Genomic DNA, 26,488 nt, shown 5'->3' with positions numbered 1-26,488 from the left:
ATGGCCATTCGCGTACAAGCTGCCGCCTTCGACCCGGGCCTGGAACTCAACACCATGCACGCCGCCAATGCCGGCGTGGGGGCGGTGGTGAGCTTTGTCGGCTACGTACGCGACTTCAACGATGGCCGTGATGTGTCGGGCATGTTCCTCGAACATTTTCCCGGCATGACTGAAAAAGCCCTCGGCAAAATTGCCGACGAAGCGGGCCAGCGCTGGCCGCTTTTAAAGGTTGAGGTGCTGCACCGCATTGGCCGACTGGAACCGGGCGAGCCCATCGTATTCGTCGCCACCAGCAGCGCGCATCGCCAGGCCGCGTTCGAGGCCTGCGCCTTCATCATGGACTACCTGAAAACCCGCGCGCCGTTCTGGAAACAGGAAGACACCCCCGAAGGGCCGCGTTGGGTTGAAGGCAAGTGCAGCGATAAGGATGCGGCGCAGCGGTGGGAGAAGTAGGGGCAAAAGCATCGCCCGCCCACGGTCTGTAGGAGCGGCTTTAGCCGCGATGCTTTTTTCACCATCCTCCCGCGCGCGGCGGTCTGACGTTCGGGGGCTAGGCTCGCCCAGGCGTGTGTATTTCCCTGACAAATACTGGATCCCCGCGTGCGCGAGGATGACGGAGGTTTTGTTGGAAGATTTCCGTCAATCATAAAAAAGCCCGTCACAAAGACGGGCTTTTTCGTAAAACCACCAGCGCTTTAGTGCTTACGCGGCACCGGCGTCAGTAACTCGGTCGGCGGCGTCTCGCAGTTGATCTTGCGACCGAGCAATTCTTCAATCGCCGGCAACTGATACGAGTCGTCTTCCCCGGCAAAGCTGATCGACACGCCACTGGCACCCGCGCGGCCGGTGCGGCCGATGCGGTGTACGTAGTCGTCCGGCATTTCCGGCAGGGTGAAGTTGATCACGTGGCTGATGCCGTCGATGTGAATGCCGCGCCCGGCCACATCGGTGGCGACCATCACGCGAATCTTGCCTTCGCGGAAGCCTTCCAGGGTTTTGATGCGTTTGTGCTGCGGCACGTCGCCAGACATTTGCGCGGCGCTCACGCCATCACGAAGCAGGCGTTCTTCAATGCGGCGTACTTCGTCTTTGCGGTTGGCAAACACCATCACGCGTTCCCAGTTGTTCTGGGTGATGAGGTTGTACAGCAGCTTGTATTTGTCGCTGCCGGCGACGGCGTAGATGTGTTGCTCCACGCTGTCGCTGGCGACGTTTTCCGGCTCGATTTCAACAATGGCCGGGGTGGTGGTCCATTGCTTGGCGAGGTTCATTACGTCTTCGGTGAAGGTCGCGGAGAACAGCAGCGTCTGGCGCTCGTTCTTCGGCGGCGTCTGGCGAATGATCTGCCGAACCTGCGGAATAAAGCCCATGTCGAGCATGCGGTCGGCTTCGTCCAGCACCATCACTTCGACCATATCCAGGTGCACTTCACCGCGTTGGGCGAAGTCCAGCAGGCGACCCGGAGTGGCCACCAGAATGTCGCAGTAACGCGATTCGAGCTGCTTGAGCTGCTTGTCGAAATCCATGCCGCCGACAAACGACATCACGTTCAGGCCGGTGTACTTGGTCAGTGCCACGGCGTCTTTGGCGATCTGAACCACCAGTTCGCGGGTGGGGGCAATGATCAGCGCACGCGGCTCGCCCATGTAGCGCTCTTTCGGCGCTGGGGTTTGCTGCAGCTGGGTGATGATCGAAATCAGAAACGCGGCGGTTTTGCCGGTGCCGGTTTGCGCGCGGCCGATGGCGTCTTGACCTTTGAGCGTGTAGCCGAGCACTTCGGCCTGAATCGGCGTGCAGTACGGGAAGCCCAGGTCATGGATAGCGTGCATCAGCTCGGGCGACAGGGCGAAGTCGTGAAAGCGGGTTTTGCCGGCTTGCGGCTCTACGGCGAAGTCTTCCAGTTTCCAGGTGCTGACCACCGGCGCAGGACGGGCGCGGCGCGGTTTTTCGGTTGGCGTGGCAGGCGCGCTAGGCGCTGGAGCGGCGTCGGTGTGCTCGGTTTTCGCTGCGCGTGGCGGCCGCGGCTGGCTGGTGCTGGCCTGGCGGGGGCTGTCTACGGCAGGAGAGGACGCGGAAGAGGGGGCGGCAGGAACAGACGTCGGCTGCTCGCCTTCGCCTTTGCCAAACATTTTCTTGAGTGCTTTGAGCACGGGAATCTCTTCAATTGGTTAAGGAATGAACGCCCGCCAGTGTAAAGCAATAAGCCGGTGCGGCGAAATGTTGCACGCAACCGGCTCAATATCTGCTAGCGACAGACGTTCCGTCCGTTCACCTCACGCCTCTGGCAGCGTTTGCAGCAACAGGCGCTGCACGTTGCCGCCCATGATCGCCGCGATGTCTTGCTGGCTGAAACCGGCCTTGAGCAGCCCCTCGGTCAGCTGCGCCAGGCCGGTGCTGTCGAACGGGGCATGAATGGTGCCGTTGAAGTCCGAGCCCAAGGCCACGTGCTCCACGCCCACTTTGTCTGCGGTGTAGCGAATGGCTTTGACGATGGCCGGCACGCTGGTTTCGCACACCGCCGTTTCCCAGAAACCGATGCCAATCACGCCGCCGGTGGCAGCAATTTTCTGGATGTGGGCGTCGCTAAGGTTGCGCGTGCCGGGGCAGGTGCCTTCGACGCCGGTGTGGGAGACCAGCACCGGGCGGGTGGCCATGGCGAGTACGTCATCAATCAATGGGCGCGAGGCGTGGGCCAGGTCGATGAGCATGCCTTTCTGTTCCAGGCGCGTAATCACCTGACGCCCCAGCGGGGTGAGGCCGCCTTTATCCCAACCATGGGCTGAGCCGCCCACTTCATTGTCGAAAAAGTGCGTGAGGCCGGCGATGCGGAAGTCGGCGTCGTACAGGCGGTCGACGTTCTCCAGTTTGCCTTCGATCACCTGCAAGCCTTCGGTGGCCATGATGCCGGCGACGCGGTGCGGGTCTTTTTTCCAGGCCTCTATAAAGGAAGCGAGGCCGCTGCGGGTTCTGATCACCACCAACTTGCCTTCGCTGCCGGCCGCCGCTTCGTTGAGCTTCTGGCTTTGGTACAGCGCGCGTTGCAACAGGCTTTTCCAGGTGTTGGTCGGCCAGCGCTGAGCCATGACCAGCAAGGTGATGTCGTCGCTGTCGCTGCCGTTTTTCTCGTAATTGAGGTTGTGCGGGGTTTTGGTCACGGTGGAAAACACCTGCAAGGCCACGCCGCCTTCGATCAGGCGCGGCAGGTCGGAATGGCCGTAGCTCACGCGTTTGAGCAGGTCGCGCTGCCACAGCAACTCGTCGTTGTGCAGGTCGGCGATAAACAGGGTTTTGTGCAGGGTTTCGGCTTGTTCGCTGGCGGGGTAGGGCGCCGGGTTTTCCACGCTGTTGAGCGTGCGGTCCAGGTACGTTGGCAGGCTGAAGAAAACCCCCAAACCAATGACCAGCAGAACCAGTACCACAATCGATAATTTGCGCATGGGGTGCTTCCGAGCTTTGTAATTGTGGGCGCGACTCTAGCAAATCGCGCAGAAGGCGTGGGGCTGGCCCCTGTCCCCTAAACGCAGGTGAGCGCGATAAATTTAGCCGCGTGTCGGTGCTCAAGCTCCCTCTCCCGCCAGCGGGAGAGGGCTGGGGTGAGGGCCTGCCGTTACGCTATCTCGGCATTCGTCGGAAACCCAACCAGCGTCATAAGCCTGGAGTAGAATCCGCCGCCGTAGCGCCCCGAATCCGGTCGGCGCACGGTTAGCCAGGGCCTTTCGAAGTGGCCCTGAAGGTGAGGTTGTTGATGTCGCTGCAAACGCTGTTTTCCCTCGCGTTGTCCCACCCCGCTCAATCGATTAACGCGCTGGCCCTGTTCTTCGCCGTCGCCGGTAGTTGGCTGTTGATCGCCACCCATATTCGTCAGCGCCGTGCGGTGAGTGGTCTGGTAGCCGACAGTGCTGAACTCGCCGCGCTGGATATCTCCACCCAGCAGCTCAATCGTTTTTTCACCAGCTTTGGTTACGCATGTTTGGGTATTGCGCTAGCGGTGTCGTGGTTTAGCACCCAGGTTTGATCGAACGCCACAAACAAAAAAGGCGGCCCCCGAATAACCGGGGCCGCCTTTTTTATTGCTTGGCTGAGGGCTACAACGGCAACCCCGCCTTGATGCGGTACTGATTACCCACCGGCTTTGCGTACTGCACCACCAAATAAGGCCGCTGCTCGGCAGGGCAGCTGTCCAGGCGCTTTTGCCATTCGGTCTGCGCCGCCGCCAATTCCTCGGCAGGAAACAACTCGGTGGCATCCGGCACCTGCAACGTCGGGTCGCGATCGGCCCATTGCGCATAGGCCAGGTAGTGCGCCGGGAACAGGCGGTAGCCGCTGAGAATCTGCCGGTCCATTTCCATTGCCAACTGCTTGGCGTCCTCGAAGCCTTCGGTTACCGGCGGTGCGAAGTTCAAATGCACGCGGCCTTTGTAGCCGGTGATGCCTTGGCCGATGCTCTTGTCATCTTCCCCGGCCGCCTTTTCGTAGCTGCCAGTGCTGGCGCGGATGTACAGCTCGCGCGCTTTGGCCTGGTCGCACGGGTCGTACTCGTAGCTGATGGACACCGGCACCAGATTCAGCCCAGCAATCACCTCGGCGAACGGCTCGTCTTTGCGGCTCATGTGGAACATCTTGAGAATGGCCGAATCGGTACGGTCGTCACCGTCCTTGGCGCGGCCTTCGGCCTGGGCGATCCAGATGGACTCACCGTCGTTACGAATCGAATGGTTGATGTACGCCGACAACAACTGAAACGCCGCCAGCTTCTCGCGGCGGCCGGTGATTGAACGGTGCACGATAAAGCTCTTGTTCAAACGCATCAGGTCGCTGACAAACGGCTTTTGCAGCAGGTTGTCGCCGATGGCAATGCGCGGCGTCGGCAGGCCGGCGTGGTAGACAGCGTAATTGACGAAGGCTGGGTCCATCACGATGTCGCGGTGGTTGGCCAAAAACAGGTAGGCGTTGCCAGCTTTCAAGTGCTCCAGGCCGCTGTATGTGACGCCATCGGTGGCGTGCTCAATGCTGCGGTCGACGTACACCTCAACCTTGTCCTGCAACGCGGCCACCGAATTGATCGAGGCAAACTGCGAACGCAGGCGGTGGGCGATCAGTGGCTTGAGCAGCCAGGAAAAGTGGCGAGACAAACGCGGAAAACGGAAGTGGGTAATGATCTGCAAAAACGCGGGGTCTGCCAGCAGGCGCGCCAAAACGGCAGGGACCTCGGCGTCAGCGTACGGTCGGATGGCATCGAATTCGCCCATCATGCTCTCTTGTTCTGGGAGTGGAATGGCACTGTGGGTGCGTGGTCAGCAATAGACCGGCGATTATACAGACAAGTCACAGCGCAGCTTGCGCCTTAATAATTAGGCGAAACGGCGGCGTCTGGAGTCTTATGGTTAACACCTCAACCTGAGAGGCTTTGCCCATGCTCGAAACCCAGTTCTACGACTGCCCGTACTGCGGCGAACCCGCGGAAGCGGTGCTCGATCTGTCTGGCGGCGATCAGCAGTACATTGAAGATTGCCCGGTGTGCTGCCGGCCCATTGTGTTTGATTTGCGTACCGATGGGGACGGCTGGGAGTTGGATGTTCGTGCGGAGAACGACTGATGCAACGCATATACGAGCCACAAGATTTGCTCGAAGCCGAATTGCTCACGCGCATGTTGGCCAGCGAGGGGGTTGAAGCCCACGTCACCGGCGGTCACCTGCTCGGCGCCGCCGGTGAGCTGCCGGCGTTGGGTTTGCTCGGTTTGATGGTGGCCAATCAGCAGGCCGAGCACGCGCGCAGCCTGATCGCCGCGTACAATGCCGCGCTGCCGTTGCCGGGTGAAGAACCGCCCGAAGACCCGCACGGCGTGCTGCTCTGTTGATCCCTTCTTTTTGTGAGCCCGTTGCCTGATGTGTGGACGCTACGCCCTGTTTCGTTGGACGCCCGCGCTGGCGGCAATTCCTGGCTTTCCTGCCGCGCAACAGCCGGGCTGGAACATCGCCCCGGCCAGCCAGGTGCTGATGCTGCGTCAGGTAGAAGGCGAACGACACGCCGCCCTCGCGCGTTGGGGCCTGACGCCGCCGTGGCTCACTGACCTGTCGAAAACCCCCGCCCACGCCCGCGCCGAAACCCTGGCCGAACAACCGATGTTTCGCGAGGCCTTTCGCCTGCGTCGCGCCCTGCTGCCGGCCAATGGTTTTTACGAATGGCGCGGCACGGTGCGCAAGCGGCCTTACTGGATTACCCGCGAAGAATCGCCGCTTTATTTCGCGGCTGTCTGGGAGGCGTTTCCGGTGGAAGGCCACACCTACCTGAGCGTGGCGGTAGTGACGCAGCCGGCGAATGGCTTGCGCCGACCGCTGATTCTCGATGCCCGGGGCCAGGACGTCTGGCTGGCCGACGATGCGCCACTGCCGGCGCTGCAGGAATTGTTATGCCAGCCCAACCCGGTGTTGCGCGAGCGGGCGCTGGCGCACTTTGTGAACGACCCAAAACTCAATGCGCCGGAATGTCTGACACCGGCTTAAGGCTGCTCGGGGAACAGGTTTTTGTCGCTGAATTGCGCGAGCAAATGGTCGAACACCAGCCGCACCCGAGGCGACACCGGCCCCCGCTGCGGGCGGTAGATAAACAAATCCCAAGGGCTTGGCGCCAGCGCATCCAGCACGCTGACCAGCGCCCCGCTGCGCAGGTGCGGCACGGCTAAATAGCTGGGTATTTGTGCATAGGCCAGGCCGGCCAACACCACTTCCAACTCCGCCTCCGGGTCGTCGCTGATAAACGCGGCGGGCTCGGGGAACAGCTGCTCGTTATTGGCAAACATCCACGGCCAGGGCCTGCCGCTGCGGCGGTCGATGAGCGCGCTCAGCGGCTGTTGTTGCAGGTGCTCAAGCGACCTCGGTTCCCCGCCACTGGCCAACAGCGCCGGGCTGGCGACCACATGCAGCGGCACTTTGGCCATGGGCCGGGCGATGTAGCGACGGTCGCGAATCATGCCGACGCGAATGCCGATATCGATTTGCCCGGCCACGGCGTCGGTCATTTCGTCCTCCAGGCGCAATTCCACCTGCAAACCAGGATGCTCGCGCAGCAACGGCACCAAGAGTTGCACCAGAAAACGTCGGCCGATGGCGTGGGGCGCGGTAATGCCAACCCGGCCGCTAAGGGCGACCGCCTGGCTGCGGGTGTTGCGTTGAAACAACTCGTCCACGCTTTCCAGTGTTTGCTGCGCCTGCGCGGCCACCCGCTGGCCGAACGCGGTTATCTGCACCTGGCGTGTACTGCGGTGAAACAGAATTTCGCCGAACTGCTGCTCCAACTCCTGGATCGCCCGCGTCACGCTTTGCGGCGAAATACTTAGGCGCGTGGCCGCCTCGCGAAAGCTGCCGGCTTCGGCGGCGGCGCACAGTATTTTCAGCAGTTCCATGCGGTTGAGCATTGGCGGGCGCCTTGTCTGATTGTTCCAGAATTAGGAATAGCTAAATCCTAACTGTTCCATTTTCAGTTGCAAGCGTGCTCTCCATACTCGCCTTCAACCGGAGCCAACTACCTGGCCCGACACCTTGAGGATTGCAGCATGAGCACGAACATTTCTGGAAAAGTAGTGGTGATCACCGGCGCCAGCAGCGGTTTGGGTGAAGCGACAGCCCGTCACCTGTCGGCCCTGGGCGCCTCGGTGGTGCTCGGCGCGCGCCGCAAAGACCGGCTCGACACACTGGTCAGCGAGCTGACCGCTGCCGGCGGCAAGGCCGTGGCCTACACCACCGATGTCACCAACCGCGCCGAAGTCGAAGCGCTGCTGCAAGGCGCCGTCGACACCTTTGGCCGGGTAGACGTGCTGATCAACAACGCCGGTTTGATGTCCATCGCGCCGATGAGCGAAGTGAAAGTGGACGAGTGGGACCGCATGATCGACATCAACATCAAAGGTCTGCTCTACGGCATCGCCGCCGCCTTGCCGCGCTTCCAGCAGCAGAACAGCGGCCACTTCATCAACGTCGCTTCGATCGCCGGCCACAAAGTGTTCAGCCCGGGCGGCACCGTTTACAGCGGCACCAAGTTCGCCGTGCGCGCCATCAGCGACGGCTTGCGCCATGAAGTGGGCGGGGCGATTCGCACCACCGTTATTTCGCCGGGCGCTGTGGACACCGAGCTGAAACACGGCAGCTCGCACAAGGCCAGCAGCGACACCGTCAATGAGTTCTACAAAATGGCCATTCCGGCGGACTCGGTCGCGCGGGCGATTGCCTTCGCCATTGAGCAGCCGGCGGATGTGGATGTCAGCGATATTTTGCTGCGCCCCACCGTGCAGGACTTCTAAGGTCGATCGGCTGCGCGTCGGCCGGCTCTAACTCGCTTGATCTTGGGTGAGGGCAGGGAAGATCAAAAGCATCGAGGCTGAAGCCTCTCCTACAGAGAACGGTTCCGTTGGGGAAACGGATCTCTTGTAGGAGAGGCTTTAGCCTCGATTTCCTGCAAACGACGAGCACCAACCCTGGCGCGGTTCATCCTTGAAGGGCGCCTCGGGTGGTGTGGAGGCAGCGAAGATCAAAGGCATCGAGGCTGAAGCCTCTCCTACAGGGAACGGGTTCCGTTGGGGAAACGGATCTCTTGTAGGAGAGGCTTTAGCCTCGATTTCCTGCAAACGATGAACGTTGACCCAGGCGCGGTCAGTCCTTGCGACGCTTGAGCTGATCCATCAACTGCGTAGGCAAGTTGCGGATGGTCAGGGTGCCTTGTTCTTCGTTGTAGTCGATGTTCGAGCCCAGCAAATGCGCTTCGAAGCTGATCGACAACCCCTCGGCCCGGCCGGTGAAGCGGCGGAATTGGCTGAGGGTGCGTTTGTCGGCCGGAATCTCTGGCGACAGGCCGTAGTCTTTGTTGCGGATATGGTCGTAGAACGCTTTCGGCCGTTCTTCGTCCAGCAGGCCCGACAATTCCTGCAGCGTCATCGGCTCACCGATTTTGGCTTGGCTGGTGGCGTAGTCCACCAGGGTGTCGGTCTTGGCGCGGGCCTGCTCTTCGGGCAGGTCTTCGCTTTCCACGAAGTCGCTGAAGGCTTTGAGCAGGGTGCGGGTTTCGCTTGGCGAGTCGACGCCTTCCTGGCAGCCGATAAAGTCGCGGAAGTATTCCGACACCTTCTTGCCGTTCTTGCCTTTGATAAACGAGATGTACTGTTTGGACTGTTTGTTGTTCTGCCATTCCGACAGGTTGATGCGCGCCGCCAGGTGCAGTTGACCGAGGTCCAGATGCTTGGCCGGGGTCACGTCCAGCGCGGCGTTCACTGCTACGCCTTCACTGTGGTGAAGCAGGGCGATGGCCAGGTAATCGGTCATGCCTTGCTGGTAGTGAGCGAACAACACGTGGCCGCCGGTGGAGAGGTTCGACTCTTCCATCAGCTTTTGCAGGTGCTCCACGGCCTGACGGCTGAAGGCGGTGAAATCCTGATTGCCCGCCTGGTACTCCTGCAACCAGCCACTGAACGGAAACGCCCCCGACTCCGCCTGGAAAAAGCCCCACGCTTTGCCCTGCTTGGCGTTATAGCTTTCGTTGAGGTCGGCCAACATGTTCTCGATGGCTTGCGACTCGGCCAACTCGCTGTCGCGGGCATGGAGCACGGCGGGCGTGCCGTCGGGTTTCTTTTCGATCAGGTGGACGATGCAGTGGCGGATGGGCATGGGATTACCTTTGAAGCGAATTCGGGTAGCAGCGCAGAAGCCGCCAGAATTGCTCTGGCCAGACCCGCGTGCACGTGGCGCGAAGTGTACCTGAGCTATTGGGCCGAAGGGCACGGCGGCGAGCTTGTGGACGGTCATCCTGACTGGCTAAAGTAGCGGCTTTATTGCTGGCCACGGACGGTGTCGATGCATTCTTCAAGCACTTTTGCGCCCCAGATGGAGAGCGCTGCAACCGCGCAAAACCTTGCTCACATCGAAGCGATGGTGGAGCGAGGCCTGTTTGCTCAGGCTCACAGCCTGGCGCAATCGCTGGGGGACTACCGCCAATGGCGCGGCCCGGTTGCTATGGCGCTGGCGTCGCGGTTGGTCAACCAACTGGGCGTACCGCGTCTGGCCGATGTGCTGGCCTACCTTGGCTACAAACGCTATCCGCTGGCACCCGAGTCGCGGCTGCGCTATGCCTATTTTCTGCTGGCACGGCGAGGGCCGTATCGGGCCTGGCAGTTTATGCGCCAGCTCGCCGAGTGGTGGCCCGAACACGCCACGCACCGTGCCGAGTGGCTGGCGTTTCAATCACGGGTCTACGCCCAGCTTCGCGACTTCTCCCGCAGCGCCGAGTTGCACGCCCAGGTGCAAGCCTGTGCGGTGGACGATCCGTGGCTGGACGTACAGCGCAGCTATAGCCTCGAGCGCGAAGATCGTTTTCACGAAGCGCTGGAACTCTGCGAAGCGGCGTTGTTGCGCCATCCCGACCATCACCATGCGCTGTTGCAGGCGGCCGATTTGCAGTTTCAGCTAAACCAGGACGAACAGGCCCTGGCTCGCCTGCGGGCGGCTGCAGCGCGCATGGAAAGTTCGGCGATGTGCGGGCAACTGGCCGAACAGTTGCTGGAGCGTCAGCACCTGGATGAAGCGTGGGAGTGGTTTGACCGCTCCCAGCAATGGGCGCTGTTGGCCGATAAAAACGGGGTGCACTGGTACGCCGGTCGGCGCTGCGACATCGCCTGTCTTCGCGGCGACTACGAAGCGGCTGCGGGCTACGCCGAAGCGGCCGGCGGCGGCTTCTATCAGGCGATACGCGAACGCCTGGCCGCGCCGCAGGGGCAGCGCAAGGTGCTGCCGGTCACGTTTATTCGTCAACACCACATGACCTGCGCCCCGGCCACGTTGACCGCGCTGTCGGGCTACTGGGGCCGCGCCGTGTCGCACCTCGACGTTGCAGAGGCTATCTGCTACGACGGCACCAGCCATTTAGCTGAGCGCACCTGGGCGCAGAACAACCAGTGGCTGACCGTGGAATTCACCGTCGACTGGCCGACCAGCGTGGCGCTAATTGAGCGCGGCGTGCCCTTTACGCTCACCGTTCAGTACACCGGCAGCGGTCACCTTCAGGCCGTGGTGGGCTACGACGAACCGCGCGGCTCGCTGCTGATTCGTGATCCGGCGCAGTCACAATTCGCCGAGTACCTGGCCGAGCCGCTGTTTATCAATCAGGCCGTGGCGGGGCCGCGCGGGATGTTGATGCTGCCGATGGACGAAGCAGCGCGAATCGACGGCGTGCACCTGCCCGACCGCGAGCTATGGGACATCTATTACCGGTTCAACGCAGCCTTGCAAAACCACCAGCGTGCCGACGCGGTGGCGTGCGTCGACGAGCTGCTGGCCTCTGCCCCGGACCATCGCTTGACCTTGCAGGCCCAGCGCGCGCTGTACGGCTACGACGGTCGCGAGCAGCAAACCCTGGAGGCGGTGGAAAAGCTGCTGGAGCGTTTCCCCGCCGACTCCAACCTTATTTTGTCGAAAACGTCGTCCCTGGCAGTGCTACAGCCGCGCGATGTGCAACTGGCGTGGTTGCAATCACACGGCCAGGAACGCTGGAGCGATCCGCTGATTACGCTGCGCTACGCCGACTTGCTGAGCGCGGACGAGCGCATGAACGCGCAGGTGCAACTGCTGGTGGAGCGCGCGTTGCGCCAATCGCCTTTCGAGCCGCACGGCTGGCGAATACTGGCCGGTCAACGTTGGAGCGAAGGGCTGCGCGAGCAAGCGTGCGAGTTGTACCGCATTGCCAGTTGCCTGAACGGCACCCTGGAGAGCTTCGCCGGCGAATACTTCCGTGCCATGCGCTGCGTCGGGCGGGTGGATGAAGGCCTGCTATTTCTACGTCAGCGTCAGGCGCGGCTGGGGCGACTGGACGCAGGCCCGAGCCTGACCCTCAGCGAGTTCCTCGAAGAACTGGAAATGAACCACGAAGCCCGCGCCGCCCTGGAGCAGGCGCAGCAATGGCGACCGCAAGACGCCGATGTGCTGCTGAGTCTGGCGAGCTTTTGCAGCCGCCACGGCGACCATGAGCAGGCGCTGGCCTGGCTGCAGCAGGCCGAACCCTACAGCCGCCGCAGCAGTTGGTTGCGCGCCTCGGTACTGTGCAGCCAGCGCAGCAATGGTGATCTCAACCAGGCACTGGTCTGGTGTCAGGAAGCGGCTGCACTGGAACCGCTGAATATGGTGTCGCACCGCATGCTGGTGCGCCTGTTGGTGCTTACCGAAGGCGATGAAGCGGCGGACGCTTATGTTCAAGGGCTGATAGCCGAGCACCCACACCATTACGGCATCGCCGAATTACATGTGCAGCGCGCTCAGCGTATTTCCCTTTCCCACGCTGAGGCAGCGTTGCGGCGCTTGCTTGAGCACCACCCGCAAGACGCCTGGGCATTGCGCGAACTGGCTGTTGTGCTAACCCGCCAGGGCCGACCTGACGAGGCATTGACCCTGTGCGAACTTGCGAAGCGCTTCAACTCCAACACGCCCGCGCTCTACCAAACCCTGGCCTATGTGTTGCTGCAACATGGCCAGCGTGAGCAAGCGCGCGACGCACTGCGCACCGCTCTGCGTCTGAGCGTCGACAGCGACTACGCCATCGGTGTGCTGCTCGACACCCGCGACAGCCGAGAAGAAGCCCAGCAAGACCTTGCATTTATTCACAGTGAACTGGCGCGCCAGATTACCTTCGGTGCCGGCTGGATGGCTTACGCCGAGCAGGCGCAAGGCCTGATTGAGCCGGAACAACTGCTCGAACAATTGAGCGACGCGTTGCACCACCGCTCCGATCTCTGGCAGCTGTGGGTGGTGTTGGCGCGCCAACATGGGCGCATGGGCCAGCCGGAAAAAGCCGGCAGCGTGTTGCAAAGTGCCATCGAGCGCTTCCCGTTCCTGCCCCGTTTGTCACTGGAAAAAGCCGACCTGCAAAAACAACAGGGTCAGCTCGAAGACAGCCTCGTCACCTTGCGTGAAAGTTTCCGCATCAGTCCCCATTGGACGGCCACCGTCAGCCTCTACGTGGATTGCCTGCTGGAGCTGGGCGGGCGGTTGCCGGAGGCCGAAACCCTGCTGCGCGATGTGCTCAAACGCGAGCCTGACGACAGCGAGCTGCGCGCCTACCTGGCCTATGTGCTGGGCGAGCAGGAAATTTATGTGTACGCCGCCGATGAGGCCGAACGCGTGTTACGCGACGAGCCCGGCAACGGCTGGGCCTGGAACCAATTGCGCCGTTACTGCGAAGCGCTGAAGGAACCCCAGCGGCCACTGCAACTGGCGCAGGAGTTGGTTCAGCGGCGCAGTGCTGATGTTGACGCCTGGTTGGCCCTGGCGATTCTTGAAGCAGACGCTGAAGCCAAAGAGCGGGCGCTGCGTGAAGCGCTGCGCTACTCGCCGCGTCATCGCCAAGGCAACGAACGCCTGCTCAACCTGCTGCTGCAAGCCAAACGCTACGACGAGCTGCATGCGCTGCTGGCCGCACCAGTTTGGGGTGGTTCTGTGCCGGTGGAGTTGGCGGTTTTCGGCCCGCGCGCGCTGTATGAAGCGGAGCAGGTAGACACGGCAATTGCCGGTATGCGGCAGCTCGTCGAGCTGCACCCAACGTACCGCGACGGCTGGGAAGAGTTAGCCAAGTGGTACGACGCTCAGGAGCGTTATGCCGACTACCTCACCGCGGCTCAGCAGTTAGTGCACATCGAACCCAAGTCGGCTGTCAGCTACGGCTACCTCGGGCACGCGTTGTTGGTTAGCGGGCGTGACGAAGAGGCGCTGCCCATGTTTGAAAATGCCTTCGCGCTGGACCCCGAGTACGCATTCGCCGGCTACCGCGAAGTCGACCTGAAATTGAAATTGCGCTCGCCGGTCGAAGCGCTGGAAACGGTGCAGCGCTTGCTACAGTCCTGCCCGTCGCCGGAGGCGTGGACGCTGGGCCTGAAAGTGGCGCGGGCCGCCAACGATTTCCCGTTGAAGGAACGTGCGCTGCTGGCGCTGGCTACGGAGGGTGAGGCGCAAAACGCCTGGAAACAGGTGATGAGCGATTATCCCTGGAAAGACAAAGTGCTCGCCCGTCAGCTTGAGGTGGGCGTCGAACAGGGCACCTTGCACGAGGCGGCGTTCGATACCTGGTTCCGGGCACAGGAACGTAAATGGGGGCTTGAACCGCTGGTCAAGGCGTTCAAAAAAGCTCTGCGCAACGACCCGAACCATGCGGCGAAAGCCGCCATGCTGACGCTGCTGGCAGACCGGCAGAACTGCAACCGCCAACTGAGCCTGGCGCTGGACGCTGCCCGCCCGGCCATTGCTACGGATGGTGCGCTGTGGGGCACGCTGACCTATGCGCTGATGCGCCACGGTCGCTACGAAACCATGTTCGCCTGGCTAAGCGATTGGCAGCGCGACGACGTGCCGGTGTGGGGCATCGACAACGTGGCCACGGCGCTGCGAATTCGCGGTCGCCACAAGAGCGCCCATGCCGTGTCCTTGCGTTCACATGAACGTGAACCGGACGGCGTAGACGCCATGGTCTGGCTGGCATTCGATGCCGCAGTGACAGCAGAGCATGATGCGCTGGCCCATTGGTTACAGAGCATCGGCGACACCACGCTGCGCCCGTACTTCAGCGCGGTGTGGCACCTGCTTAAAGGCTATGCCAAGGCCGTGGAGGGCAACGATAGCCAGTTGGCCGTCTGGTATTTTCGGGCCGGCAAGGCCCTGGCCAAGCGCGAGCGTCACCCGCCGTTCAAACATCTATTGCGGCTGCTGAGCAAACGCCTGGTCAATGGCGCGATGACGCCTTCCTGGCGGCGTCCGGCGCGCTATCTGCAGCTGCGCTTTTAAACGCCGTTGGCCGGCGCGTGTTCGGCAACGAGCGCGCGTCGCCGCTGCAACGCCTGAAGGCGCTCGATCATGTAGCGCAAATGCATGTGCAGCTCATACAGCTCGTTGGAGTAGGACAGCGGCACTTCCACCCGCGCCAGTTCGTCTTCCAAGTGCTCTAGGCGGATGATTTCGGCGCTGAGGTCGCTGGGCAGTTTGCCTTTGTAAAGCAGCTGGTCGATTTCACGCAGGTGTTTGTACCAGCGGTAAATGCGCGCGCGGATGCGCCATTGGTATATCGGGCCAATGGCTTTGAATAAGGGGAACAGCAACACCAGCAGCGGAATCGCCAGAATGATGTAGCGGTCGGCCAGGGAGGCGATGCGAAACGGCAAGTAGCGTTGCAGAATCGGCAGGCCTTTTTTGTAGTAATAGTCGGCCTCGTCCAACGTGCGCAGCGACAACGGCGGCGGCGCCGGATAGCTGCCGGCCGGGTCGAGCAGGCTGCCGTTTTTCAGCACGGTTTTCGCCGCTTCAAGAATCAAGGCGGTGAGCGAGGGGTGGAAGTTTTCGCCGCTCACCAGGGTTGCCATCGGGCCGAGGGTGACGATGTCGTGATCGGGCGTGTTTTGCGCCATGTCGAGCATGCCTTCGCCGACTTGCAGCTCGGTCAGGTACGGCAGCCGCGCCAGGTAGGCGGCCGTGCGACGCAGGCTTACCAGTTGCAACGTAGGGTCGGCCGCCAGACGCTGGATCAACGCGTTCTCTGCCGGACCGACGAAAAACGCGGCGTCCAGTTCACCGGCGATCAACGCGTCCGCCGCCTTGCCGCCGCCCAGCGCTTGCCAGGTGCCGGGGTATTGCGCGGGTTCAATACGGTTGGCGGCAAACAGCGCGGCCGTTACCGCTTGCGTGCCGCTGTCTTGCGCACCGATGGCGACGCGTAGCGTCATCAAGTCGGCGAGGCGGTCGAAGCGGGCGTTTTTGCCCAGAAATAGCCACAGCGGCTCGCGGTACATCACACCCAGGCCGCTGAGCTTGTTTCGCTCGTCAGTGGCGATGCTGACTTCCTGGCCGCTTTGCACCAACGCCAGTTCAACTTCGCCTTTGGCGAGCTTGTTGAGGTTGTCTTGCGAGCCTTGGCTTTGCACCAGCTCCAAGGTGAAGCCTTGCTTGTGCAGCTCGGCTTTCAGTTTTTCCGCGAAGGCGTGATAACCGCCGCCCACGGCGCCAGTGGCCATGCGCGCGTGCATGGGCGGGGGCGGGGCGACGAAATAGAAGAGGGCGCCAACCAGCGCTGCCACCACCGGCACAATCCACAGGTTGGTGAGCAGCATGATCTTGAGGTCTCGCAAAATCCTACGCATTGCACATCCTTAGCGGCGCTCGACAGTGGATAGAGCGTAACCGCGAAGAGGTGTTTCTGCTTGCCGGGATCCGCACATCAAGCGCTTCGCGAGCAAGCTCGTTCTTAAGTAGGAGCGAGCTTGCTCGCGAAGCGTCGGATTTAATGCGCGATAGGAGTCGTGCGCCGGGAGCGCATCAGGTCCATCGCCGCCAAGAGCAGCAACAGCCCCACCGCGTACCAGGCGTCATTGCCCAACGCGACCATCACCAACGCGCAGAGCATCGCGCTGAACGCCGCTACCCAGCGCCACAGGCCTTTGAGCAGCACCCAGCCGGCCGCCATGCTGAACAGGTAAATGAGCACGAAGTTGCCGTTGGCGTAGCGAATCAATTGGTCCACCGACACGTCCAGCAGCGCGGTCAAACTGGCGCATACCGCGCAGCTGATCACCACCAACAACAGCGCGCGAGCCGGCACGCCGTGTTGATTACGTTGCGCCAGCGAACTTGGCAGCTTGCCTTCATCGGCCAGGCTCCAGATCAACCGCGCGAAGCCTTGCACATACACATTCATCGAAGCGAAGCAGGCCAGGTAGCCAATCAGCGCACTTAGCCAGCGCGCCTTGGCGCCGAACAGTTGGTCCAACATGCGCGGCAAGGAAGCGGCGTCGGTGGTTACATCGCCGTACGCATGGAAGCTCAGTACCGCCAGCGAACAGGCCCAATACACCAAGCCCGCGAGCAGCACGCCCAGCAGCAGGGCCAGGGGGAAATCGCGGTGCGGGTGTTTGAATTCTTCGCCCATGTGAGTGAACGCTTCGATGCCCACGAAGCACCAGAACATCACGCCCAACGCGGCCGGCATCAGATGCCACGAACCGTTCAAATCCGGCAGCAGCGGTTGATTGGCGTGGGGCAGATCACCGGCCCACCAGATCAGCCCCACCGTGGCGATAATCGCGACTGCAATAATGCCCTGCACCATGCCCGAGGCTTTCGCCGGGCGTTGCCCGAGCAGCAACATGGCGCCGAGCGTTGCCAACTGAATCGCCAGCGCCTCGCCGCGGCCCATGTCGAACAGCGCCTGGAAAAACCCGGTGGAAATGTTCAGTGCCGCCGGCAAGCCGACCGGCAGCGCCGCGAGAAACAACAACGCACTGACGCGCTCGGATCGCGGCCCGAAGGCGCGACCAATCAAATGCGGTGCGCCGCCCGCGTGGGGAAAGTTTCGCCCTAGTTGCGCAAAGGTAAACGCCACCGGCAACACCAAGGCAATCAGCAGCACCCACGCCCATAGCGAGGCGCCGCCTGCCGCAGTGGCGGCCAACGCCGGCACCACGAAAATGCCCGTGCCGAGCAGTGAAGTACTCAGCAGGCCGATGCCCTGCAACAGGCTTAGTTCTTGGTTCAAGCGACTCATGGGGTATGCTCTGCGGTCCGTCGTTGCCCATGGTAAGCCGCGCGTTATTTCTGCGGTTTAGACAGACTGTCGGCATTGCCCGGCAAACTGGCGGAAGTCGCCGTCAACCTGCTTTCAGCGAGAAATTCCGTGGACAAATTCGATCAGCAGATCGTTGCCTTACTGCGTGCCGACGCCCGCCTGGCCGTGAGCCAGATCGCCCGCGAAGTAAACCTGTCGCGCTCCGCCGTGAGCGAGCGGGTGCGCCACCTCGAACAAACCGGCGTCATCCAGGGCTACCACGCCCGCATCGGCGAACCGCAGAGCGCAATCAAGGCGTTTCTGGAACTGTTTTACGAAGGCGGCCCATGTGAAAGCTACGTCGACCGCCTGCGCGCATTCAGCGAAGTACGACGCTGTAACGGCATCAGCGGTGAGACTGACATGCTGGTTTACATCGAAGCGCCGTCCATGCAACGGCTGGCGGAAGTGCGCGGGGAAATCGAAAAATTCCCCGGCATGCGCAAAGTAAAAACCCATGTGGTGGTTAAGGCATGGGAGTTCTGATCCACGACGCAAGGATGTGAACGTGTGTCGAAGGCAAGCACTGCCCTTCGACACACGCCATCGGCTTAGTCGTTCGCCAGTATTTTCGGGTTGGAATTGCCCCACACCGTGTACAAGTCAGCGAGCAGCGCATCGTTGATTTCTTCGGTTTCCGCCTGGGAAATCTCGGCCGATCCTTGCTTGCCGAACAGCACCACCTCGTCGCCACTTTTCACGGAGGGCACGTCGGTGACATCCACCATCACCGTATTCATCGACACCTTGCCCACCACCGGCACCCGCTGCCCATTGATCAGCACGATGCCTTTGTTGGTGAACGCGCGGCGGTAGCCATCCGAATAGCCCACGGTGACATTGGCCAGTTTTGAATCGCGTTTGAGCGTGAAGGTGCGGTCATACCCAACAGTGTTGCCCGCCGCGTAGTGATTCACCGACGCCACCCGACTTTTGAATTGCATCACCCGTCGGTATTCGGTGTGCGAGGGCACCGTATCGCCAAACAACAGCCCGCCCGTGCGCACCATGTCCAGCCGCGATTCGGGCACTTCCAACGTGGCGAACGAATTGGCGACATGCAGCGTGACCGCCTTACGATCCAGCTTCGCCTCCTTGATGACCCAGGCCGCTTGCTCATTGAAAACGTTCAGCCCCTTGCGTACGTCGGCGGCATCCTCTACCGCGAAGTGCGTCATGATCGCCTTCACCTGCACGTTGGGCAGTTGGGTAATGGCGAGCGCGTCGAGCCGCCCTTGTTTGCTGTTCAAATCAAGCCCGTTGCGGCTCATGCCACCGGCATTTAGCGTCAGGTGAACCACGAGTTTTCTCCCCGCCTTAGCCGCCAGCGCGTCCGCTTGTTGAACAAAGGCCAGGTTCCCCGCGAGCTCTTCCATACCGTACGGCAATGCGGCTTCCACCTCGCTCAATGAGGCGGCACGAACCCGCACCAGTTGGCCTTTGAAACCGCTGGCACGGACCACGCGTGCCTCTTCGTTGCTGGCGATACCCACGCACGGCACGCCCATCTTGATCACCGACGGCATTAGCAAACCGATGCCGTGGCCGTAGGCGTCCGCCTTGAGGATGGCGCAAATTTGCGAGCGGTCGGCGAGTGCCAATTGCAACGTACGAATGTTGCGCTCGAAGGCGGCCTTGTTGATTTCAACCCAGGCATTGCTGGTTTGTTCAGACACCTGCGCAACGCCGTCGATCATGGTCAAAGGCGGCGCAGCAAAGCCTGTGGTCTGGATAATTGCAGTGCTCAACGCAACGGCGAGCAGGGTTCGAGAGAAAAGCATGAAGGAGTCTCCAGCGCTGCACGCACGGACCAGCAGAGCCGTCAGCCGCGCCCGTGCGTCATGGAAAACCGATTGGTGGCCGACGCTGGGACTATGTGCTTCGAGGCTGGCAAGCGATGGAAGACGGCATGATTTGTTGTGTCGGAAATAAGCGGCAGCGGCTAATGACACTTCAGGAGTTGAGGCCATGTTCCCGCCGGAATCGGCGAGCGGCTTTAGACGGTGTAGGTTGCAAATGGCGTTGATGTAGCCCGCGTCCTGAAGTGCCTGAAAGGCCTTGTGGCGGCGATTACTGGCATCGACCTGGGGTTCGAGCCAGCCCAGCAGGCGCCACTGAGCGACATTGCGATTGCCGTGTCGAGCAGGTGCTCTGTAAGAGCCAGCAAGCTGGCTCCTACGGCATCCGCGGTTTGCGTTACACCAGCACGCTCTTCGGCGGCTCGCGGCGCAGGCGTTCGACCAGCGCTGGCAGTTCGTCCATTTGTTTAATCAAGTGTTCTACGCCCAATTCGCGCAGGGTCTCGCCGTGTTCCGGTGGAATATGGCTGGCGCCGAGAAAGCCGATCACGCGCATGCCGGCGGTCAGCGCGGCGGTGACGCCGGTGCTGCTGTCTTCCACCACCAGGCAGCGCTCGGGCGGCACGCCATTGGTTTTCGCGGCGAACAGGTAAACGTCTGGCGCGGGTTTGGGGCGGGGTACTTGTTCGGCGGCGAAGATGCCGCTGTCGACGCGTTCGGTAAGTTCGCAGCGGTGCAGGGAACGAACGATGCCGTCGAGGTTGCTGTTGGAGGCCACGGCCAACGGCAGGTCGATGCTTAGGTAGGCTTCGCGCGCGCCGGGAATGGGTTGCGCCAGTTCGTGAATGCGCGAGGCGGTGCCGTGTTGCAGGTCGCGGATAAAGCTGGCGGGCAATTCGATGCCGAAGTGCGCTTGCACTCGCGCCAGAATATCGCGCCCTTGCAGGCCGAACGTGCCATGCAGCACCACATCCAATTCATGGCGCGGAACCAGGGTGGCCAAGGCATCGCGCAGGATGCGCTCGGCGACGATTTCGCTGTCGATCAGTACGCCATCGCAATCGCTGATCAACAAGTCGATGTAGCTGGCTGTTGTCATGGGAATCAAGCTCCAGAGCGCTGCGACCACAGCGCGGTGTGATTTGCCAAGGGGGGCGCTTTGATTCAAGGTTGGCGCCTTGAAAACCGCGAGAATAAAACCGGGATGCGCATTCTGCACAGCTCTGACTGGCACCTTGGCCAGCATTTTATGGGCAAGACCCGCCAAGCCGAGCACCAGGCTTTTACCACATGGTTGATTGAACAATGTGCGGTGCATGCCGTGGACGCGCTGATTATTGCCGGCGATATCTTCGACACCGGCGCACCGCCCAGTTACGCCCGCGAGTTGTATAACGAATTTATCGTTGCCTTGCGCGCCACCGGCACGCAGCTGGTGGTGCTGGGTGGCAACCATGATTCGGTGGCCATGCTCGGCGAAAGCAAAAGCCTGCTGGCGCACCTGAATACCCGTGTTATTCCTGCCGTGTGCAATTCGCTTAGCGAGCAACTGCTGGTGCTTAACGACCGCACCGGCAACCCCGCTGCGCTGTTGTGCGGCATTCCTTTTATTCGTCCTCGCGATGTACTGCACAGCCAGGCCGGGCAGAGCGCGCAAGACAAACAGCTGTCGCTGCAAGAAGCCATTCACGAGCATTACCAGCAGCTGTTTGCCCTGGCCGAAGCGCGCCGCGATGAGCTGGGCGCTGCGCTGCCGATTATCGCCACGGGCCACCTCACCACCGTCGGCGCCAGCGCCAGCGAGTCGGTGCGCGAGATTTACGTCGGTGCCCTTGAAGCCTTCCCCACCAGTGCGTTTCCGCCGGCCGCGTATATCGCGCTGGGGCATATTCATCGGCCGCAGAAGGTCGGGGGGCTGGAGCATATTCGCTACTGCGGTTCGCCCATCCCGTTGAGCTTCGACGAAGCCAAACAGAGCAAAGAAGTGTTGTTGGTGGAGTTTGCCGGGCGCGAGTTGGCCAACATCCAGGCGCTGACGGTGCCGCGCTCGCAGGCGTTGGTGTCGGTGCGCGGTTCGCTGGTCGAGTTGCAGCAGGCGATCACCGAAGCGGCGCAGCAGGGTACGGCCGAGCGGCCGGTGTGGGTGGAAGTGTGCGTGAGTGGCGACGACTACCTGAGCGATCTGCAAACCCGCGTTCAGGCGATGACTGAAGGGTTGCCGGTGGAGGTGCTGCGAATTCGCCGTGAGCGCGGCAATGCCAACGCCAGCCTGCAAGGCAACGCCAAGGAAACGCTGGATGAGTTGAGCACCGACGATGTGTTCGCCCAGCGCCTTGCCAGCGAAACCGTCGAACCGGAACTGCATCAGCGCTTGCACGGCTTATACCGGCAAGTGGTCAGCGAATTGCGTGAGGAGGACGTATGAAAATCCTCAGCCTGCGCCTGAAGAATCTCAATTCCCTCAAGGGCGAATGGAAGATCGACTTCGCCGCCGAGCCGTTCAAAGACAACGGTCTGTTCGCCATCACCGGGCCGACAGGTGCCGGCAAAACTACATTGCTCGACGCCATCTGCCTGGCGCTTTACCACCGCACGCCGCGTATGAGTACGTTGTCGGCCAGTGCCAATGAATTAATGACCCGCCATACCGCCGATTGCCTGGCTGAGGTGGAGTTCGAGGTGAAGGGCCAGCGTTATCGGGCCTTCTGGAGCCAACGCCGCGCGCGGGACAAAAGCGACGGCGCATTGCAGGCGCCCAAGGTCGAGCTGGCCAAGGTAGATGCCAGCACCGGCGAGGGCGAAATTCTCAGCGACAAGATCAACGAAAAGTACCGGTTGACCGAAAGCCTCACGGGGCTCGATTTCGAGCGGTTCACCAAGTCCATGTTGCTGGCGCAAGGCGGCTTTGCGGCGTTTCTCGAAGCCAACGCCAATCAGCGCGCCGAGCTGTTGGAAGAGCTGACCGGCACCGACATTTATGGGCAGATTTCCCAGCGCGTATTCGAGCGCACCCGCGAGGTGCGTGACGAGCTGGGCCACCTGCGCGCCCGCGCCGAGGGCGTCGAGTTGCTCACCGATGAGCAGCGTCAGGTGCTGGAAGAGGAGGGCGCGCAGCTGGGCGCCAGCGAGGCCGTATTGCTTGCCGAACAGCAGCAGGTTCAGCAGCAGCGGCAGTGGCGCGAAGACCTCGCAAAAGCCGAGCGTCAGGCGCAGTTGGCCGCGACTCAGGCGCAACACGCCAGCGCCCAACTGGCCGAGGCAGAGCCGCACTTGCAGCGCCTTGCCGCCAGCGCCCCGGCGCTGAAATTGCAGCCCAGCCATAGTGCCTGGCAACGGGCGTTGCAGTGCGTGGCGCAACGCACTCAGGAATTGGAAAGCACCGAGCAGGCCCAGCGCCAGGCCAGCCAACAGGTGCAGCGCGACCTCTGGCAAGCGTGTCAGTTGAGTCAACACATCGCCGCCGCTCGCCACACGCGGGCTGCGCAATTGTCTGACCAGTTGCAGACGTTGAGTCAGCAGCTCGCCGAGCAACCGCATCATGCCCAGTGGGGCGAAAAACTTGGCGTATGGCGCGAACAATTCGCCGCCGACGCCGAACTGGCCGCCGCCATTGCGCAACTGCAACAGCGTCACCAAGCGCTCGCGCAATCCGCCACTAGCGTCGCGCAGCAACTGAACACGGTGACGGCCCAAGTGGCCGAGGCGCAGGAGCAACTACAGCGCACCGAGGCCGCCGAACAGGCGCAGCACCAACAGCTGCAAACTCTGTTGGCTGGCCAGGCCGACGCTCAACTGCGCGACCTTGGTCAACGTCTGGTCGCTCAGGGGCATGGCCTGGAGCGCTTGCAGCAGATTGGCCTGCAACGCCAACAACTGGCGCAACAGGCCCAGCAATTGGCAACGGCGTTAGCTGAGTTAGCACTGGAAAAAGACGCCAAGGAGCAAAGCCTTATCGCGCTGCGCGAGCAGTACAAAGACGTGCAGCAACAGGTACGTGACAAGGAAAAATTGCTGGAGCAAGAGCAGCGCATTCAGGCGCTGGATGCCTACCGGGCGCAGTTGCAAGCGCATGAGCCGTGCCCGTTGTGCGGCGCCTTGGAGCATCCGGCCGTCAGTGCCTATCAACAGCTCGACAGCTCGGCGACGCAACGGGAATTGCTGGCGAAAAAAACGCAATTGGATACGTTGCGGGCCCAGGGCGAAGCCGTCAGCGCCGAGCTGGCCGCGCTGGTAGAGCGCGCCCAGCAACAGACGCAGCAACAGCAAAACGTGGAGCGTGACCGAGTGCAGCAGGCCCAGCAATGGACCGAGCAGTGCGCCGCATTGAACGTGAACCTGGAAGACAACGCCGGACTCAAGGCGGAGCAGGCGCGTCATCAACACGCACTCGAAGACTTGCAGCAGCGCCTCGCGGCGGTGGACGTGCTCAAGGCCGCTATCGATTCGGCGCGCACCGCCAGTCAAGCGGCGCAGCTGCACCATCGCGACCGCCTCCAACAGCTCGCGCTGCTTCACAAAGACCAGCACGCCACGGCGCAGCAGCAGGCAGAACTCGACGAGCAATTGGCTCGTGTGATCGAACAACGCCGCGACCAGCAAACACGCCTGGCCGCCGCGTTGACTGAACTGGGCTACGCCTTGCCTGAAGACGGCGCCCAGTGGATAGCGGAACGTGAACAGGAATGGAGCCGCTTCCAAGCGCGCCAGCGCGCGCTGCTTGATGTGCAAGGGCAACTGGTCGACGCCCAGCATGCATTGAATACCGCCGCCGAAGTCACCGCGCAGTGGCAGCAACGTTGGCAAGCCCAAGGCCAGGAAGCACTGGCGCCGGTGCCTGAGGACGACGATGCATTGTCTCGCCTGGCAGCGGTTGAGCAGGACTACCACGCTGCGCTGCAACATGTCAGCGCCTTGCTCGGCAAACACCAGACCCTCAGCGAACTGCTGGAAGCGGATCAACGCACCCTGCAATCGGCGCAACAGGTCTGGCACGAGGCGCTGGCGCAGAGCCCGTTTGCCGACGAGGCGGCGTACCAGGCAGCACTATTGAGCGAGGCGCAGCAGGCGCAGTTGCACGCATTGAAAACCTCACTGGAAAAAGCCCTGACCGAGGCCCAGGCCCTGCATGCCGCCAGCAGCGAAGCGCTCGCGCGCTTACAAGCCACGCCGCTGACCGAGCTGGCGAGCGAGCAGCTGGATGCCCAGACGCAACAGCTTAGCGAGCAGCTCAAGCAGCTCAGCCAACGCCAGGGTGAAATCCGCGCGCAACTGCACAGCGACACCACTCGCCGTGCCAGTCAGCAAGCGTTGTTTGCGGCGATCACAGACAAGGGCGCCGAGCATGACCTGTGGCAGCACCTCAACGGTTTGATCGGCTCAGCGGACGGCGCCAAGTACCGCAAGTTCGCCCAAGGCCTGACACTCGATCATCTGGTCTATCTCGCCAATCAGCAGCTACAGCGCCTGCACGGCCGCTACCAACTAGCGCGGCGCGGCAGCGGCGAACTGGAACTTGAAGTGCTGGACACTTGGCAAGGCGACGTCGCCCGCGATTGCAAAACGCTGTCGGGCGGCGAGAGTTTTCTCGTCAGCCTGGCGTTGGCATTGGCTCTGTCCGACCTGGTCAGCCACAAAACCAGCATCGACTCGCTGTTCCTCGACGAAGGCTTCGGCACGCTCGACGGCGAGACGCTGGAGGTGGCCCTCGACGCGCTCGACGCGCTGAACGCCAGCGGCAAAATGATCGGCATCATCAGCCACGTGGAAGCCCTGAAAGAGCGGATACCGGTGCAGCTGAAAGTGCACAAAAATGTGGGGTTGGGGTATAGCGCACTGGATCGGCGATATGCGGTGACGCCCGGCTGATGCACGTTCCTGTAGGAGCGGCTTCAGCCGCGAGCTGTTGGTGTGGTGGCGGTGCAGGGCGCGGTGTGCAGGCCCGACCCATCGCGGCTAAAGCCGCTCCTACAGGAGTGATGTTGAGACTTATTGCACCGAACTCACTGTAGGAGCGGCTTCAGTCGCGAGCTGTTGATGTGGTGGCGGTGCAGGGCGCGGTGTGCAGGCCCGCCCCATCGCGGCTAAAGCCGCTCCTACAGGAGTGATGTGGAGACTTATTGCACCGAACTCACTGTAGGAGCGGCTTCAGCCGCGAGCTGTTGATGTGGTGGCGGTGCAGGGCGCGGTGTGCAGGCCCGCCCCATCGCGGCTAAAGCCGCTCCTACAGGGGTGATGTGGGGAATTATTCGACCGAACTCACCGCGCTGATCTGCTCTTCTGAATAGGTGCCGCGATAAAACGTGGCCAGGGTGCCGTCGCGTTTCATCTCATCAAGTGCGGTTTGCCAGCGCTGCACGGTGCTGTCGGGAGTGGCGAGGGAGAAAGCGATGTACAACTCCCGCATTTCCAGTTTAAGCACTCGGGTGATGGTGGTGGGCGGCAGACTGAGGCTGGCCAGGAAGGCGTCTTTTTCGACATCGCTGGTGGCCCACATGGCGACGCGTTTGTGCAGCAACATGCTTAGGCATTGTTCCGGCAAGGTCGGCAGGGCCAGGTTGGCGAAGCCCTGCTGCACCAGCAGGTCGGCGCTGCTGTCGCCGTTGTAGGCGCAAATGCCGGAGCTGGCGCGGGCATCTTCCAGGCGTTCCAGCGGCTGGGCATTCTCTTCGAGGGCATACAGCCCCCGAGAGATGCGCTTGATCGGCCCCACCCACTTGAACAGGCTTTCGCGTTCGCGGGTGCGGGCCGTTTCGAACAGCGCGACGGGCTGGTCGCTCAAGGCGTAGTCGTAGCCGCGCTTCCACGGGTGCAATTCTATTTCGGCGCTTTCGCCGGCACGCCGCATCAGCTCGCGCACCATCTCGGCGGTGGGCCCGGTGACGCGACCGGACGCTTCTTGGTATTCGCCAGGTGGCGAATGTTCGGTGAGTACGCGCAGCTTGCCGGCGGTGTTATTCGGTTCGGCTGAAGCCATCACGGGAAGGGTAAACAGCGCGGCCAGAAACAGTCGGCAAACGACATGAACACGACGGGCATACACGGCCATGCGGTCGGTCTCCTCAGTCATGTTTCATCTGC

The 26,488-nt window shown here is 62.0% G+C and carries 20 protein-coding genes; 10 read left to right on the top strand and 10 right to left on the bottom strand.

Going from position 1 to position 26,488, the window contains the following annotated elements:
• Positions 1-453, top strand: coding sequence for a molybdopterin synthase catalytic subunit MoaE (moaE, locus tag ACZZZU_RS09235; RefSeq protein WP_463550415.1), 453 nt, complete (start codon positions 1-3; stop codon positions 451-453).
• A 242-nt stretch (positions 454-695) separates the two neighbouring features.
• On the opposite strand, the gene rhlB is transcribed toward moaE, so the two are convergent.
• Positions 696-2,150: an ATP-dependent RNA helicase RhlB gene (gene rhlB / locus ACZZZU_RS09230; RefSeq protein ID WP_122494161.1), complete on the bottom strand. Its 1,455-nt coding sequence runs from the start codon at positions 2,148-2,150 to the stop codon at positions 696-698.
• Between the two features lie 123 nt (positions 2,151-2,273).
• Positions 2,274-3,437, bottom strand: a complete 1,164-nt coding sequence (locus ACZZZU_RS09225; protein WP_463550414.1) for a dipeptidase — start codon at positions 3,435-3,437, stop codon at positions 2,274-2,276.
• Between the two features lie 308 nt (positions 3,438-3,745).
• Between ACZZZU_RS09225 and ACZZZU_RS09220 the strand changes: the two genes are divergently transcribed.
• Entirely contained in the window at positions 3,746-4,015 is a 270-nt protein-coding gene (locus tag ACZZZU_RS09220; protein ID WP_122494157.1) for a hypothetical protein, read from the top strand.
• Between the two features lie 70 nt (positions 4,016-4,085).
• On the opposite strand, the gene ACZZZU_RS09215 is transcribed toward ACZZZU_RS09220, so the two are convergent.
• The gene (locus ACZZZU_RS09215; protein WP_463550413.1) at positions 4,086-5,249 is read right to left on the bottom strand and encodes a 1-acyl-sn-glycerol-3-phosphate acyltransferase; all 1,164 of its coding nucleotides are present in this window, start codon (positions 5,247-5,249) and stop codon (positions 4,086-4,088) included.
• A 164-nt stretch (positions 5,250-5,413) separates the two neighbouring features.
• Here ACZZZU_RS09215 and ACZZZU_RS09210 point away from each other — a divergent pair, with 164 nt between their 5' ends.
• The 3 genes from ACZZZU_RS09210 to ACZZZU_RS09200 are packed head-to-tail and all read left to right on the top strand — an operon-like array spanning position 5,414 to position 6,505.
• Positions 5,414-5,596, top strand: a complete 183-nt coding sequence (locus tag ACZZZU_RS09210) for a CPXCG motif-containing cysteine-rich protein (protein WP_122452527.1) — start codon at positions 5,414-5,416, stop codon at positions 5,594-5,596.
• Positions 5,596-5,859 (top strand): putative signal transducing protein, encoded by a 264-nt coding sequence (locus tag ACZZZU_RS09205; protein WP_463550412.1) that lies wholly within the window; start codon positions 5,596-5,598, stop codon positions 5,857-5,859. Before ACZZZU_RS09210 ends, ACZZZU_RS09205 begins: the two co-directional genes overlap by 1 nt.
• Before the next feature lie 28 nt (positions 5,860-5,887).
• A complete protein-coding gene (locus tag ACZZZU_RS09200; RefSeq protein ID WP_463383659.1) occupies positions 5,888-6,505 on the top strand; it encodes an SOS response-associated peptidase in 618 nt (205 codons plus the stop codon).
• Here the strand turns inward: ACZZZU_RS09200 and ACZZZU_RS09195 are convergent.
• Complete coding sequence (locus ACZZZU_RS09195; RefSeq protein WP_463550411.1) at positions 6,502-7,416, bottom strand: LysR family transcriptional regulator; 915 nt, start codon at positions 7,414-7,416, stop codon at positions 6,502-6,504. The genes ACZZZU_RS09200 and ACZZZU_RS09195 overlap by 4 nt on opposite strands.
• Before the next feature lie 138 nt (positions 7,417-7,554).
• Between ACZZZU_RS09195 and ACZZZU_RS09190 the strand changes: the two genes are divergently transcribed.
• Entirely contained in the window at positions 7,555-8,298 is a 744-nt protein-coding gene (locus ACZZZU_RS09190; protein WP_463550410.1) for an SDR family oxidoreductase, read from the top strand.
• 349 nt (positions 8,299-8,647) lie between these two features.
• Here ACZZZU_RS09190 and yejK read toward each other — a convergent pair whose 3' ends face one another.
• On the bottom strand, positions 8,648-9,655 hold the full coding sequence (yejK, locus tag ACZZZU_RS09185; protein ID WP_122452532.1) for a nucleoid-associated protein YejK: 1,008 nt from the start codon (positions 9,653-9,655) through the stop codon (positions 8,648-8,650).
• Between the two features lie 186 nt (positions 9,656-9,841).
• Here yejK and ACZZZU_RS09180 point away from each other — a divergent pair, with 186 nt between their 5' ends.
• Positions 9,842-14,806, top strand: a complete 4,965-nt coding sequence (locus tag ACZZZU_RS09180; RefSeq protein WP_463550409.1) for a tetratricopeptide repeat protein — start codon at positions 9,842-9,844, stop codon at positions 14,804-14,806.
• On the opposite strand, the gene ACZZZU_RS09175 is transcribed toward ACZZZU_RS09180, so the two are convergent.
• Positions 14,803-16,152: a TAXI family TRAP transporter solute-binding subunit gene (locus ACZZZU_RS09175; protein WP_463550408.1), complete on the bottom strand. Its 1,350-nt coding sequence runs from the start codon at positions 16,150-16,152 to the stop codon at positions 14,803-14,805. The genes ACZZZU_RS09180 and ACZZZU_RS09175 overlap by 4 nt on opposite strands.
• A gap of 140 nt (positions 16,153-16,292) precedes the next feature.
• Positions 16,293-17,552, bottom strand: coding sequence for an L-methionine/branched-chain amino acid transporter (gene yjeH, locus ACZZZU_RS09170; RefSeq protein WP_463550407.1), 1,260 nt, complete (start codon positions 17,550-17,552; stop codon positions 16,293-16,295).
• Between the two features lie 129 nt (positions 17,553-17,681).
• On the opposite strand from yjeH, the gene ACZZZU_RS09165 reads away from it, so the two are divergent.
• Positions 17,682-18,098, top strand: a complete 417-nt coding sequence (locus ACZZZU_RS09165; RefSeq protein ID WP_463550406.1) for an Lrp/AsnC family transcriptional regulator — start codon at positions 17,682-17,684, stop codon at positions 18,096-18,098.
• A gap of 65 nt (positions 18,099-18,163) precedes the next feature.
• On the opposite strand, the gene alr is transcribed toward ACZZZU_RS09165, so the two are convergent.
• Positions 18,164-19,393: an alanine racemase gene (gene alr / locus ACZZZU_RS09160; RefSeq protein ID WP_463550405.1), complete on the bottom strand. Its 1,230-nt coding sequence runs from the start codon at positions 19,391-19,393 to the stop codon at positions 18,164-18,166.
• A gap of 415 nt (positions 19,394-19,808) precedes the next feature.
• Positions 19,809-20,510, bottom strand: coding sequence for an HAD family hydrolase (locus tag ACZZZU_RS09155; RefSeq protein WP_463550404.1), 702 nt, complete (start codon positions 20,508-20,510; stop codon positions 19,809-19,811).
• Between the two features lie 105 nt (positions 20,511-20,615).
• Here ACZZZU_RS09155 and sbcD point away from each other — a divergent pair, with 105 nt between their 5' ends.
• Together sbcD and ACZZZU_RS09145 are read left to right on the top strand one after the other, a co-directional pair.
• The gene (sbcD, locus tag ACZZZU_RS09150; RefSeq protein WP_463550403.1) at positions 20,616-21,836 is read left to right on the top strand and encodes an exonuclease subunit SbcD; all 1,221 of its coding nucleotides are present in this window, start codon (positions 20,616-20,618) and stop codon (positions 21,834-21,836) included.
• Positions 21,833-25,276, top strand: coding sequence for an AAA family ATPase (locus tag ACZZZU_RS09145; protein WP_463550402.1), 3,444 nt, complete (start codon positions 21,833-21,835; stop codon positions 25,274-25,276). The genes sbcD and ACZZZU_RS09145 overlap by 4 nt, the downstream gene beginning before the upstream one ends.
• A 376-nt stretch (positions 25,277-25,652) precedes the next feature.
• On the opposite strand, the gene ACZZZU_RS09140 is transcribed toward ACZZZU_RS09145, so the two are convergent.
• Positions 25,653-26,477 carry a substrate-binding periplasmic protein gene (locus ACZZZU_RS09140; RefSeq protein WP_122494131.1) on the bottom strand — a complete coding sequence of 275 codons (825 nt, stop codon included), beginning with the start codon at positions 26,475-26,477 and terminating at the stop codon, positions 25,653-25,655.
• Positions 26,478-26,488: the final 11 nt, after the last annotated feature.

The sequence above is a fragment of the Pseudomonas sp. AC136 genome (assembly GCF_979258585.1).
The sequence above is the reverse complement of the archived record's forward strand: the minus strand, read 5'-3'. Positions and strand labels throughout refer to the sequence as shown.

Coding starts and splice junctions, on each gene's coding strand:
- moaE (WP_463550415.1), top strand. CDS start 1: ATGGCCATTCGCGTACAAGCTGCCGCCTTCGACCCGGGCCTGGAACTC.
- ACZZZU_RS09225 (WP_463550414.1), bottom strand. CDS start 3,437: ATGCGCAAATTATCGATTGTGGTACTGGTTCTGCTGGTCATTGGTTTG.
- ACZZZU_RS09220 (WP_122494157.1), top strand. CDS start 3,746: ATGTCGCTGCAAACGCTGTTTTCCCTCGCGTTGTCCCACCCCGCTCAA.
- ACZZZU_RS09215 (WP_463550413.1), bottom strand. CDS start 5,249: ATGGGCGAATTCGATGCCATCCGACCGTACGCTGACGCCGAGGTCCCT.
- ACZZZU_RS09210 (WP_122452527.1), top strand. CDS start 5,414: ATGCTCGAAACCCAGTTCTACGACTGCCCGTACTGCGGCGAACCCGCG.
- ACZZZU_RS09205 (WP_463550412.1), top strand. CDS start 5,596: ATGCAACGCATATACGAGCCACAAGATTTGCTCGAAGCCGAATTGCTC.
- ACZZZU_RS09200 (WP_463383659.1), top strand. CDS start 5,888: ATGTGTGGACGCTACGCCCTGTTTCGTTGGACGCCCGCGCTGGCGGCA.
- ACZZZU_RS09195 (WP_463550411.1), bottom strand. CDS start 7,416: ATGCTCAACCGCATGGAACTGCTGAAAATACTGTGCGCCGCCGCCGAA.
- ACZZZU_RS09190 (WP_463550410.1), top strand. CDS start 7,555: ATGAGCACGAACATTTCTGGAAAAGTAGTGGTGATCACCGGCGCCAGC.
- yejK (WP_122452532.1), bottom strand. CDS start 9,655: ATGCCCATCCGCCACTGCATCGTCCACCTGATCGAAAAGAAACCCGAC.
- ACZZZU_RS09180 (WP_463550409.1), top strand. CDS start 9,842: ATGCATTCTTCAAGCACTTTTGCGCCCCAGATGGAGAGCGCTGCAACC.
- ACZZZU_RS09175 (WP_463550408.1), bottom strand. CDS start 16,152: ATGCGTAGGATTTTGCGAGACCTCAAGATCATGCTGCTCACCAACCTG.
- yjeH (WP_463550407.1), bottom strand. CDS start 17,552: ATGAGTCGCTTGAACCAAGAACTAAGCCTGTTGCAGGGCATCGGCCTG.
- alr (WP_463550405.1), bottom strand. CDS start 19,393: ATGCTTTTCTCTCGAACCCTGCTCGCCGTTGCGTTGAGCACTGCAATT.
- ACZZZU_RS09155 (WP_463550404.1), bottom strand. CDS start 20,510: ATGACAACAGCCAGCTACATCGACTTGTTGATCAGCGATTGCGATGGC.
- sbcD (WP_463550403.1), top strand. CDS start 20,616: ATGCGCATTCTGCACAGCTCTGACTGGCACCTTGGCCAGCATTTTATG.
- ACZZZU_RS09145 (WP_463550402.1), top strand. CDS start 21,833: ATGAAAATCCTCAGCCTGCGCCTGAAGAATCTCAATTCCCTCAAGGGC.
- ACZZZU_RS09140 (WP_122494131.1), bottom strand. CDS start 26,477: ATGACTGAGGAGACCGACCGCATGGCCGTGTATGCCCGTCGTGTTCAT.